General features: G+C 33.1%; 10 protein-coding genes. All 10 read right to left on the bottom strand.

Features of this window, described 5'->3' with window-relative positions; all coding sequences use genetic code 11:
* Window positions 1-8: 8 nt before the first annotated feature.
* On the bottom strand, window positions 9-245 hold the full coding sequence (locus AAGU07_RS07965) for a DUF2769 domain-containing protein (RefSeq protein WP_342458578.1): 237 nt from the start codon (window positions 243-245) through the stop codon (window positions 9-11).
* 36 nt (window positions 246-281) lie between these two features.
* Window positions 282-1,622, bottom strand: coding sequence for a PQQ-dependent sugar dehydrogenase (locus AAGU07_RS07960; protein WP_342458577.1), 1,341 nt, complete (start codon window positions 1,620-1,622; stop codon window positions 282-284).
* Between the two features lie 359 nt (window positions 1,623-1,981).
* Window positions 1,982-2,284, bottom strand: a complete 303-nt coding sequence (locus tag AAGU07_RS07955; RefSeq protein WP_342458576.1) for a hypothetical protein — start codon at window positions 2,282-2,284, stop codon at window positions 1,982-1,984.
* A gap of 565 nt (window positions 2,285-2,849) precedes the next feature.
* Window positions 2,850-3,185: a hypothetical protein gene (locus tag AAGU07_RS07950; protein WP_342458575.1), complete on the bottom strand. Its 336-nt coding sequence runs from the start codon at window positions 3,183-3,185 to the stop codon at window positions 2,850-2,852.
* A 2,852-nt stretch (window positions 3,186-6,037) separates the two neighbouring features.
* Entirely contained in the window at window positions 6,038-6,181 is a 144-nt protein-coding gene (locus AAGU07_RS07945; protein ID WP_342458574.1) for a hypothetical protein, read from the bottom strand.
* A 485-nt stretch (window positions 6,182-6,666) separates the two neighbouring features.
* Window positions 6,667-8,244, bottom strand: a complete 1,578-nt coding sequence (gene lysS, locus AAGU07_RS07940; protein ID WP_342458573.1) for a lysine--tRNA ligase — start codon at window positions 8,242-8,244, stop codon at window positions 6,667-6,669.
* 153 nt (window positions 8,245-8,397) lie between these two features.
* Complete coding sequence (thiC, locus tag AAGU07_RS07935; protein ID WP_342458572.1) at window positions 8,398-9,696, bottom strand: phosphomethylpyrimidine synthase; 1,299 nt, start codon at window positions 9,694-9,696, stop codon at window positions 8,398-8,400.
* Window positions 9,697-10,051: 355 nt separating this feature from the next.
* Window positions 10,052-10,513, bottom strand: a complete 462-nt coding sequence (locus AAGU07_RS07930; protein WP_342458571.1) for a DUF2124 domain-containing protein — start codon at window positions 10,511-10,513, stop codon at window positions 10,052-10,054.
* Window positions 10,514-10,659: 146 nt separating this feature from the next.
* Window positions 10,660-12,255 carry a methyl coenzyme M reductase system, component A2 gene (atwA, locus tag AAGU07_RS07925; protein ID WP_342458570.1) on the bottom strand — a complete coding sequence of 532 codons (1,596 nt, stop codon included), beginning with the start codon at window positions 12,253-12,255 and terminating at the stop codon, window positions 10,660-10,662.
* A gap of 17 nt (window positions 12,256-12,272) precedes the next feature.
* Window positions 12,273-12,866 carry a DUF134 domain-containing protein gene (locus AAGU07_RS07920; RefSeq protein ID WP_342458569.1) on the bottom strand — a complete coding sequence of 198 codons (594 nt, stop codon included), beginning with the start codon at window positions 12,864-12,866 and terminating at the stop codon, window positions 12,273-12,275.
* Window positions 12,867-13,155: the final 289 nt, after the last annotated feature.

Genomic DNA, 13,155 nt, shown 5'->3' with positions numbered 1-13,155 from the left:
TCCAATATTTACTTTTTAGCAGCTCCTTCTGTGCAGTAGTAAAAGTCATTTAATCCATAGTTTCTTTCAACGGGACATGTACCACAAAGACATCCTCTTTTTTCAAGATCACAATTGGTTTTCCCTCTTGAACAGAATATTCGTTCAGTATTGTCTTTCATACACTCATTATGAGTTGGACATCCTGGACAAAGGCATAATTCAGTATTTTCTTTGGTATCATCAACAATTTTTTCTTCTGCCATTTAATCACCTATTAATTTATAAAATAAATTGGAAATCTACTTTTTAGCAGCCCCTTCATCGCAGTAGTAAAAGTCAGTTAATCCATACTGGCTTTCAATGGGACATTCACCGCAAAGACAACCTTTTCTCTCAAGTTCACATTCAGTTTTCCCCCCAGCACAGAAAAGACGTTGATTTCTATTCCTCATACATTCATTAAGAGTTGGACATCCAGGGCAAAGGCATTTAGCTGCATTTTCTTTAGTATATGGAACTATTATTTCCCCTTCTCCTTTTATTATGGAAGTGACTCTGTATATGTTCCCGCTGGAAGCCCTTGCAAATCCGTTTTCTTCACCATGTAAGTCTGTGAAGTATAATCCTCCAGGTCCGAAGGCTAATCCACATGGGCTTGCCGCGCCTTCACCTATGTATCTTACAAATTCATCGTAGGATTTAACTGCGGTAGCATCCTCATTAAGTTTCATTTTTACAATTTTCTTACCTTTTATGGATTCACCTTTTACATATGATCCACCAAAAAGAGCTACAAATAGTTCATCTTCAAAGTCAAAAGGAAATTCATCATTCTGCATAAATGCAAGTGCCGTAGGTCCATGAGTAAAATGCCACCAGAATAAGCTGTTTTTACGCATGCTCTGTGGCCAGCCGTAATTTTTTCCTGCTTCTACCTTTGCAATTCTGTCATCATAGGCAGGTCCATTGTCGGAAATATAAAGAGATTTATCACTTTTACGCCATGTAGCACCGAAAGGATTTCGAAAACCTTTAGCATACACTAAACTATCCGGATCAGGGTTATCTTCTGGAATACTGCCATCTAAATTCATCCTGAGAACTTTACCCCTTAGCTCGTTGTCATCCTGAGCAACTTCTGGGTGAACCATTCCTTCTCCAAGGTTTACATATAATTTACCGTCAAATCCAACAGTAACAGCTTGAATTTGATGTGCAGCTTTAATAGAAGGTATATTATCCAGAAGTGTTTCTGTAGAATCTATTTTCAGCCCATTTTTACTTTTGGTTCTTATTAATTTATTTTTGGGTTCTCCATTCTCTTCATAGAGCATTGTTATGAATAAATCGCCGGTTTGGGGTTCAACACAAATCCCAGTAACTCCTGATTCTCCTGTTCCTGGAAATTCATGATTTGCTTCATAATTTAACAGATTTTCTGCATATGTATGAACTTTCCAATCATTTGTTATGGCTTTAATTTGTCCATAAAGTTCTGTAACATACAAAAGAGGTTCATTGGTGTCATCTGTTGGATTGGGGACAAATGCTAGATTAACAGGTAAATCTAATCCTGAAACCATTAATTCTATTTTAAACCTCGGAAATACCCACCATCTTTTTTCTATATCGTTATCCATAAAACTCACCAGTTAATATCTAATTTATCTTTAATAATAAATATAAATTTATAAGTATTACATTTGATAAAAATATTTTTTCAAAAATCAGTTTAAAAATGAGATAAACTAGTTTTAGGGGATTTTAATTTAGAGATAATTTTAAAAAATTAGTAGGGCTTTGTAAACATTAATTGGTGTGTTTAATGGAATATATAATACTAAAATGGAAATTGTCAATGTGATGAAATGTTATTGTAAATTTTAATTTTTAAATAAGAACCAGTTAATTGTAAATTAATTCAAATTAAAAATAATATTTGTAAAAAGGGAGAGTGGGGTATAGAAAAATTAATACCCCTTGTTATATTAATTTTAGGCTATCTGCGGAAATAACCTCTTCTCCAAACAGTTGCAATCCATCTGTGATGTCCTATATATCTGGCTGTAACCCTAAACATAGGTGAATGGTATCTGTGTCGAATACTGTTAACTGCAAATGGTGAAGCTACAACAAATCTTCTAAATACAACCCAATGGCCATAATAATAAGTTCCATGGCCTCCATGGCCGTATGTGGATGGGCTTCGTGCAGTTTGTGTAACTGGTTGTGCTGATGCGGCACTTGAAAGTCCTACTGTTGCTATAAAAATCAGTAGAAGAACGACTAGTTCTTTTTTCATATATTACACCTCCATACGCATATAATTAACACGGATTTTTTAAGTCGTGTTGTGATGATACTATATCAACTATGTAATAAAAAAGTTTCTATTAGTATTAATAATGTAATTTGAATGAAAAATGTTTAGCAATGATTTGCCGATTTTGAAAAAATAAAGGAAAAAAATATTAGAAAAATCATATTATTTAAATAATGAATACCTATTTTGTGAAATAAACAACTGGCTTAAAAATAATAAGTAATTGGTTACTTTTTGAAAAATAGAGATTGAGTTAAGGGGAAAAAATAGTAATTTAATAGATTTTGACTTTTAAATATGAAAATCTGTTGATTAAAGAGTAATTCTGCTTTTAGGCAATAATTTTTAAGATATGTTTATCTGAAATATAAAAAACTCAGTTGAACTAGTAGCACATTTCATTGTTTATACATTTAAAAAAAGTGCAGATGGTATTTTTAATAAAATTATTTTTTAAAATTAGTATTTTAATTGAAAAATAGGCCATATATTATGAGGGGTACGAAATTGGTACCCCTTTAATCCTTCAACTGGATATTTTAGTCTATCTGCGCATTATTGGGCTGCGCATTGTTCCTCTGTAGTATGGACCGTAAGTTCTTCTCCATACAGTTGCAACCCATCTGTGATTGCCTATGTACGTAGCTGTAACTCTGTAAATAGGTGGCGGAAATATATGTCTAATCCTTGTAAGGCTGAGTGGGGAATATATAACGAATCTTCTAATTATAGTCCAATGCCAGTAATAAGTTCCATGGCCTCCATGTCCGTATGTACTTGGTCCCTGTGCAGTTTGAGCAATAGGTTGTGCTGATGCTGCACTTGAGAGTCCTACTGTTGCTATAAAGATCAGCAGGAGAATGCCTAGTTCTTTTTTCATATATTACACCTCCACGTGTGTATTTAAACACAGATTTTGGCCCTGTGTTACGGGGTGTTATGTTAATAATATAATAAAAAAGTTTCTATTAGTATTAAATTATAAATTAACTTAAAAACGTTGAGTATTAATCCTTTTTAAGGTTGTATAAAAGGCTAGAAATTTTATAATATTTTCTAAAACTTAATTTTATTTGTAAAATTAACAATTAATTTAAAACAGTAATGGAACTTCTATTTGAAAATAAAAAGTAAATGGGGAAAATTTAAATCCCATGATATTAGTTAAAACCATTAAGGTTTAATTAGTATTTTAAGCAATTTTTGATTTTAGTGTATAAATTGTGCTTATACCAGTGATTAAGACCATTTAAGGCTAATATGCGTAGAAAAGAGTTTTGAGAGTTTAGAACAATTAAGGGGCTAAGTTAGTAATATTGAGAGATTGGGCAGCTTAGAACCATCCGCAGAGGAAGTGTGGGAATAATGCGGCTTTGAGGATTAAGATTTTGATTATTATGATCTTAATTACAACTAATAACATACGGTTCACCTCCGTGTTATTTGGTAAATAGAGAGATTGGGCAGCTTAGAACCATCCGCAGAGGAAGTGTGGGAATAAGAAAGCTTTGAGGATTAAGATTTTGATTATTATGATTTTAATGTAGACGAGTAACATACTTTTCACCTCCGTGTTATTGAGTATACATGTAATACAATAGCGTATTACTAAAAATTTCAATCTATAGATACCACTTAAAACTTTGAGATTTAAATGGTATTAAAGCAGTTTTTGGTTTTGATGCGTAAATTGTGCTTATATATCTGTGATTAGAACCATCCGCAGAGGAAGTGTGGGAATAAGAAAGCTTTGAGGATTAAGATTTTGATTATTATGATTTTAATGTAGACGAGTAACATATTTTTCACCTCCTTATTATTTTATACATATAATGTAATACAATATTTGTATTACTAAAAACTTTAATCTTTAAATTCTAGTTAAAGCTTTTAGGTTTAGCTATTTTGGCTTAAATGTATAAAATGTATTTATGTGGCTGTGATTACCATAATCCGCCGAGTAAACCATGTAATAAGCAAGCTTTGAGTACTAATATTTTGATTATTATGATTTTAATGTAGATGAGTAGCATACTTTTCACCTCCTTGTTGTTTTGCGTACCTACTGTAATACGTAAATACTATTTTCGTACTACAACATCTCATATGTTAATTATGTAATAAAAATTTTTCTATTAGTATGAATAGTGCAATTTAGCTAAAAATTATTTAGTAATTATCCATGGTTTTTGAGAAAAAAACAGGGGAAAATGTAAAAAAAAGCATAATATCTGATAAAAGTGGTAATTAACTGAAAATTGTTTAGCAATGATGGGTTATTTTTGAGAAAAAAACAAGGGAAAAAGTGAAAAAAAAGCTAATATAGGATAAAATTAATAATTAACTGAAAAATAGCAAGTAATTATCTATTGAATAAATAGGGGAAAATATAGGCTGAAGATTATAATTTTAATTAAGATCAAGCTTTCTAAAATCAGTAATTTAATTCACGTTCATGTCATAAAGGTTGTAAAATCTTAAAAAAATCTTTGATTTTTTATGCCGCAAATTGAAGATTTGTCAGCTTTGTGGAACTGTCAAAAATCTACGATTTTTGACGCCTACAAAAACCTTTCAAAAACCTTTAGTTTTTGAATGCACAAACACAGAGTGTTTGTAATTTCTGGTTTTTTGTGGCTTAGGAAATTGAACATGCGAACATTCGTTTCGCTGCATGTAAATCTTCGATTTACGGCTGCAAAACATGTAAAAATTTTCTATTTTTACGGTTGAAAAAACGTTGTTTTTTCAAACCTTACAATTTAACAAGAAGTATAATTCATGTGCGTGTCATAAACATGAGCATTAATTTAAAAAGAGCATTAATATTTGTTTGAAAAATAAAAAAAGAATAAATTTTGAATCCCATATTTAATTTAACTTTTTAGGTTAAAATTAAATATTTAATCATGGGTTTCAGTGTGTTCTAAATAGTGTGTATATTATGTCAGTTAGAACCAGTTATTATTACCACATCCCAAATCTGTTGATTCCTAAGTGGCCGAAACCATGAAGACCGAAAGCGTTGATACCCCAGTGATGGAAACCAAAGAAGAGTGGTTGATGGAAGAAGAGTGGTAAATTCCAGAAGCATGGGTTGTTCCAGAGAAGACATCCGCTAAAAAACATACTATTTCACCTCCACAGTGTTATTCGCATACATTTTTCAATACCAAATTTTTATTTTGGTACTACAAGAAGGTGATATGTTGTTGATGTAATAAAAATCTTTTTATTAGTATTAAAATCGCAATTTAATTAAAAATTGTTTAGCAATGATGGGCTATTTTTGAAAAAATAAGGGGCAGAGATGTGGGGAAAATATTATATTTAGCAAATTGGCAATTAACTGAAAGTTATTTGGTAAGGATGTGTTGATTTTAAGAAGAAAATAGAAAGTAAAATGAAAGAAAGCATATTATTTGATAATTGGAGTGTTTTTAATAGAATTAACAACTATGTTGAAAATAGAGGGCATATGCATGTTAGTTTTAGAAAAATAGGACATATTATGAAAGAAAAGTTATGATATTAAAAAATTTTTAAAATATATTAATTATTCATAAAATTAGCGCGTAATAATTTCTATTTTAATAAAATAAAAAAATAGGTAAATTGAATTTGTATAGTTAGCATGTTTAAGTCAAAACAGATAATTGATCAGTGATTTCAGTGTTTACCAATTAATATATTTTTACGAGGATTAATATTTTTAGAGGGGTAGGATGTTTTTTACCATCCACATCCTAATCCTCCGCCACATCCAAGGCCCCATCCTAATCCTGAACCCCAGAATCCTGGGAAGAGGAATGAGTTAAAGAGCCAAGGGTGCCATAATCCTAATCCTAAGCCTAATCCTGCGCCACCAAGAAACATACTTTTCACCTCCGTAATGTTGTACGCATACATTTTGTAATACAAATATTGTATTTTTGTATTACAAGAAGGTGGTATGTTGCTGATGTAATAAAAATTTTTCTGTTAATATGGATTTAAAATGAAAAATAATTACTAATTATCATTATTTTACAAAACAAACAAATTTAAAAAAGATTTAAAACTAATTTAATCGCAGATTAAAGAATTTTTATTAGGAAACTATAGGATAATCTCCTAATAATGGGATAATAAATATTTGAAAATAAGTTAATAAATGTATGATAACAAATTAAAACAAATTTTCAGGAAAGTAAGTAATCAATTTAAGGAAAAAAATTTATCTTTAGGGGTAATTACTAATATTAAAGTATTTTTTCGAAGTATAGTCCTAACTTTAAAATAAATTTTGATTTAAGAAGTATTTTTACTTCTAAAAATAAAAGAGAAAAAGAGGTTAGTTTTACAGGAAACTAATCTTAGGATCAGGCTTCCATTCTAAATCTTTTGACAACAAAGTCTGTATCAAGGGATAGAACAAATGAAGCTGCCCTTGGGCCTTGTTTTTTACCAATTATGATCTTATAAATGGCCTGGAATGCCTTTTGAGGTTTCATATCTAATTCAGTGAGAAGATTGTACATTTCATCATGCAATTCTTCTGCTGTATATTCATTCTCCTCAAGAAGATCTGCGAGTTTGAGCAGGAATTCTGTTTGGTCTTCACCGAGTGGTAATTTAGGAATCTTCTTCATAACACTGAACTTTACAAACTCAGGGGCATATGTATTAAGCCAGTTTGTAACATGATTCATCCTCATTTCGAGATTTTTAAGATCCTCTTCATCTAAGTTCTCAAAGTCCACATTATCAATATTTTCTGGAAGCTGTGAATTCTTTTTAAGTATCTCAAAGACCTTTTTTATGTCTCCATCTGCAATTTGATATGCTACTGTCATGAACCTGTAGGATGGCTGGAATGGCATTTCGTCCTTAAGTTCAATTTGTGACATTTCATAAATCTTTTTAGATTTTTCCCCTTCTTTTTGGGATGCAGGTTCTTCAAATCCATAATATATTCTTTCAACACGATCATACTGGTCAATAAAGTCTAGAAATGGCATTTCTGGGTTAAAATCTTTATGTTTTAATGGTTTACTACGGAATAAGAAATAATTAAGAGTTTCTGGTTTGCCTATTTCGAGCCACTGTCCTGGTGTAAAGAAAACACCTTTAGATTTGGACATTGCATCTCCCTTAAGAGTTATCCATTCGTAAGGTACGGGGTAAGGTGCAGGATAATTGAATATTTCCTGTGATATTACGCTGCTTACGTCGTATGATCCCCCACTTGCTGCATGGTCTTTTCCAAATGGTTCGCATGTAATGCCGAGTATTTTCCATCTTGCAGCCCATTCAACACGCCACGTAAGTTTCCCTTTTCCTGATTTAATATCCATAGATCCTTCGTGGCCACAGTTACATCTGTAATGAACGATATCATCTTCATAACCGTAGGCGAAGGTAGTATTTATCCGTCCACATTCTTCACAAATTGGATTGTATGGAAGCCAATCATCTGCAAGGGCATGTTCCCTGTACTTATTGAATATTTCCCTTATTTTAGGGGCATTTTCTAATGCTATTCGTATATAATCGTTGTATATTCCTTCTTTGTACATCTTTTCTCCGGAATATTCCTTTAAAGATATTCCAAAGTCGTCAAGTGTATCGATGAATGGTTTTTTAAAGTGTTCTACGAAATTTTCACAGCACCCTTCAGGGCAGGGAATATGTGCATATGGTATACCTAAATATTTTTCATATTCTGGTGGAAGGGGATATGGAACTTTTCTGAGTGGATCGTAGTCGTCTGCAATCCATATAACTTCTGCAGGAGCTCCCTGGTTCTTTAGAGCTTTTGTAACCGCATTCGCGATAAACACGTCGCAGGAATTTCCAATATGTATTGAACCGGATATGGATGTTCCACTTGCAATCACATGCTCTGGTACATCTCTTTCGCTTAAACTATCTGCAACATTTTCAATCCAATGTTTCAATCAAATCACCTTTATAAATAATCATAAGTCATATAAAAAGAATAAAACCTTCGCTTGAAGGAGTTAGTAAGTTTAAAATATAGAACTGATTGTAAAAAATTATAATTATTGTAATTTATCTTGCAATAAAATAATAAAATAATGATTAAGATTTTAATCAAACACGTCTGTGTCTGCTTCGTCTAACCATTCATTTACAATCTTAACTGCACAGTAGCTTCCGCACATTGTACATGTATCTTCTTCCGCTGGCGGCCTTTCGTCCCTTATTCTCCTTGCTTCTGCAGGACACATTGCAGAGTCGAACTGTGCCTCCCAGTTAAGTTTTTTACGTGCGTTGGCCATTACAAGGTCTTTTTCACCGTTGTGTATACCTTTTTGCATATCTCCAACGTATGCACCAATTCTTGTTGCAATTACTCCTTCTTTAACATCTTTTGCATCTGGTAATGCAAGGTGTTCTGCTGGTGTTACATAACAGATGAAATCTGCTCCTGCACCTGCAGATGTTGCTGCACCAATTGAAGATACTATATGGTCGTATCCTGCAGCAATATCAGTTACAATTGGTCCTAACATATAGAACGGTGCTTGCCTGCACAATTTTTTCTGGAGTATGACATTTGCTGGAATTTCGTTTATTGGGATGTGTCCGGGTCCTTCCACGATAGTTTGGACTCCTGCTTCCCTTGCCCTGTCAATTAATTCTCCAAGTACAATGAGTTCCTGAACTGCAGCACGGTCTGTAGAGTCTGCTAGTGCTCCAGCTCTCATAGCGTTTGCCATGGACATACAGAAATCATATTCTTTAGCTATTTCGAGAATATAGTCAAAGTTTTTGTATAATGGGTTTTCCAGGTCGTTTTCTACCATCCATGCAGATACAAATGCCCCTCCTCTACTTACAAGCCCACCTTCACGGCCCTGTCTTTTTAATCTTTTAAGAGTTTCACGGTTTACACTACAGTGAATAGCCATAAAGTCAATACCGTCTTTTGCCTGTTTTTCGATGGATTTAAACATTATGTCTTCATCCATGTAAATTGCAGAACCTTTTTCCCTTATTGTTTCGATAGCTGCCTGATAAACAGGTACGCTTCCTACTGGAATATCTGAGATTTTGAGGATCCTTCTTCTGATTTCATCAAGATCTCCGCCTACAGAAAGTTCCATTAAAGTGTCAGCTTGATAAGCCATAGCTACTCTGGCTTTTTCTTCTTCCATATCAAAGTCACAGATATCTGTTGAAGTTCCAATTGTTGCATTTACTTTAGTTCTTAGTCCTGCTCCAATACCTACAGCTTTAACTTCTCTGTTAACGTTACTTGGAATGGCTATGGTTCCCTGAGCAACAGATTTCCTGATAAATTCCTCTGAAACACCCTCAGCAGCTGCTACTGCCTTCATTTCCTCTGTAATTATGCCTTTTTTTGCTTCATCCATTTGTGTCATAGAATCACCATGATTTTATCATTATCTAAACTAAATTAGAATCATTACTATAAAAATTATAGCTATTGTTATATTTTGTGTTCTGCGTAAAAATAATTATCTACATCGAACATTATTGTGGTTTATAATTTCGATATTAATTAAGTTTGTGCTTTACAATTTAGTATTACCCAATTTTGAACTAGAATTAATATGAGGCTGCTGGATTTAATTAAACAGGATATATGCCTTTTTACTTTTTAAAGTTTGGACTCAGAGCTTAAGATTATCCAATTTTAGATTAAATCCTTTTTAGGATAGATTATTAAAAAATTAAGATAAAAAAATATGAAATGGCTCTTAAAATTTAAATTAATTATTTTTTTAGAACGTATCCAGTCAATATGCCATTTATTATGCAGTCAAAGTTTATCTTATCCAGCCACCCTGCTTCTTTAAACATATCCATGTAACAAAGTCCAATGACTTTACCATCTTTTTTCAATATGTTGTCAATCATCTCATTTACTTCATCAACTGTAACATTGGATTTGGGCATACTCAGCCCTCCAAGAAGTGCTACAACATCCGCTTGAGGATCAGCCGGTTCAGATAATTGCATTCCCTGAGGAGTAATTTCCATCTTTTTGGCACTTTCTATGTCAGTTAATGTAACAAAAACTGATTCTTTATCCCGCACAACATATGCAAAAAGTTCTGCAAATGGAGTACATACTCCGGGAGTTCCTGCAAATGTTATTTTCTCTGCGTCACCTACTGCATCTTTAAATGCTAGAAGGTTTCCATTTATTCCCTTAAATTCATTAATTTTTTCCATAATATCCCTCATTTTTTTTTAATGGATCGTTAGCTAATGCATATAAATAAACCAATGAATATAACGGCTAAGAATTTTGTATATTATCAATTATTTCCATCTAACTGGGGAATTGTTTTGGAAGTTACAATTCCATTAAATAAGAATTATTCTTTTTTTAACATCTTATTCTTTTCTTTAGCTGTCAAATCCTCCACGATTTCTTCAGGGAGCCCTGTTTTAAGGATTTTGCCTCCTCTCATAAGGGATGCTTTGTCACATACGTCCAGTACAAAGTCCATATCATGCGATATTATAATGAAAGTTTGATTAAGCTCTTCACGTGCTTTTCTTATAGAATCTGTAACCTGTACTCTGGTTATTGGATCCATGGTACCTGTTGGCTCGTCAAGGATTATAACGCGAGGTTCTTTTATTAAAACTTGAGCCAGGGCAACTCTGTGACGTTCACCACCACTTAATTCATCAGGGGCTTTATCTAATAATTGTGAAGCATATTTTTCATCAAATCCTACAGCTTTGAGAACGTATATTGCTTTCATTTTTGCAAATTCTGCAGGTAAGTCTAAACTTATTGCTTCTGTGAGATTGCCTAAAACAGTTCTATGTGGATAAAGACTGTATTCTTGATGAAGTATTCCCATGTAAGGTTTTACCCTACCTCTGAATAAGGGACCTGGTTTGGTCATGTCGATCCAATCATCTCCGAGTTTCATCTCTATTTTGCCGGAGCTGGGCTCTGTTAGGCCGTAAATTATTCTGGAGAGCGTGGTTTTACCTGCACCACTTAAACCAACTATTCCAAAGATTTCACCTTCGTTAACATTGAGACTTACTCCATCTACAGCTTTTACAACTCCTCTTTCAATGGAATAATAATGTTTTTTAATATTTTCCAGTTCAAGTATAGGTTCTCCTGTATCTGGTGTTTCTATTTTCTCAGGCAGTGGAACGCTGTCTAAAAATGTTTGTACAACTGTTTCAGGATCTCCTTCATGGATTATTTCACCATTTTCAAGCCATATTACATAATCAGAAAGTGTTCTCATAACTTCTGGCCAGTGAGAAGTTATAACCATGGTGGTACCCTTATTTTTAACACCTTCACGTAAAGTTTGATGTAACAGCTCTGCTGTTTGCGGATCTAATGTACCTGTGGGTTCATCTGCAAGAAAGACCATGGGTTCTTTACCCATCTGCCTTGCAAGTACTACTCTCTGTTTTTCCCCACCACTTAAATCCCTTGCAATATGTGTTATCCGGTGTGTCATATGGGTCATTTCAATAAGGTCTATAGCCATATACATCTTATCTTCTTCATCACGGCCTTCAATGGATTTTATAACATTGTCTATTACTGTATCATCTTCATAGAGGGCAAATGACCGTTGTAGCATTATGGATATTCTGCGCCTTAAGCTTGCAAAAATTTTTCTATCACAGTTCCAGAAGTCCACGCGTTGTGCTTCAAATTTTCCTCCGCATTTGCATGTGTTGTTTTCCATTGATGGGGGTTCAACTCTCAAGCAGTCTGGACAAATCGCAACATTGTAAATTATCTGGCCCTCATCTGGCTTGTATTCTTTCATTCCACGAAGCATGTTTATTAAAACTGATTTTCCTGATCCGCTTCTTCCAAGAATACCTAGAACTGTTCCTTCGTTTACAGTCATGTTAATGTTTTTTAAGACGTTTACGTCATTGAATCTTTTTGAAACATTTTTTATTTCTATAAATGGCATAAAATCACCGGTTATCATTAATTTTCTCCACAAAGGGGTGTCCCACATTCAGGACATAATGTATTTTTACAGGGAATGGCACGTTTTTTTGGGGATGTATACCCGCAGTTTGGGCATTTGCAAAGTTTGGGAGGTCCAAAACCCATGCCTGTACCACCATAAGACCTTCTTTCAAGTAAAGAAGATTCTGTTTCTGGTGGAAGTTCTTCATCTCCTATAACTAAACCTATATCCTCTGATTCGCATTCAGGACATTTTTCATATTCTTTTTTAGGGTTACTCCACTCAAATCCACAAACATTACATTTGTATGCTTTTTTGTCAGTTATGTAATCTCCCCCTATGATAATAATAGTATTTCCTTCAATCAGGGCTTTAGATATCTTTTTCCTTGCAGAAGTTAAGATTCTATGGAAAGTAGGCTGTGAAATTCCCATTATTTCTGCAGATTTTTTCTGCTGAATATCATGATAGTCTCTAAGCCTTATAGCTTCAAATTCATCTATTGTTATTTCAATAGGCTCAAGAAGCTCTAAATTTTCTTTTTCCGGCTTAAAGCACCGTATCTCGGGTTCTTTTGATATTTTTCTAAATACTCGAGGTCTTGGCATGGCTGAATATATATTCAAAACTGAAATATAAGTTTTTTTATTTAAAGTTGAATATTCACATCGGAAATTCATAAGATAAATAGGTTATCTTTTAATTTTTCATGATAATTTTAATATATTATGTAATTCAATTACTTATTTCCTGTTTGGACGATTCTAAATTAAAGAAATTACTTTTCAAGTCGTGAATATATATTCAAAATGAGCATATCAAAGTTTTTGGCTGTTTTAATTATATAAAATTACAGTTTAATGTTTACAATTCCTCTTTTAAAAATTGTTATGGATA

This window comes from Methanobacterium sp. (assembly GCF_038562635.1).
Classification (GTDB): domain Archaea; phylum Methanobacteriota; class Methanobacteria; order Methanobacteriales; family Methanobacteriaceae; genus Methanobacterium_D.
The sequence above is the reverse complement of the archived record's forward strand: the minus strand, read 5'-3'. Positions and strand labels throughout refer to the sequence as shown.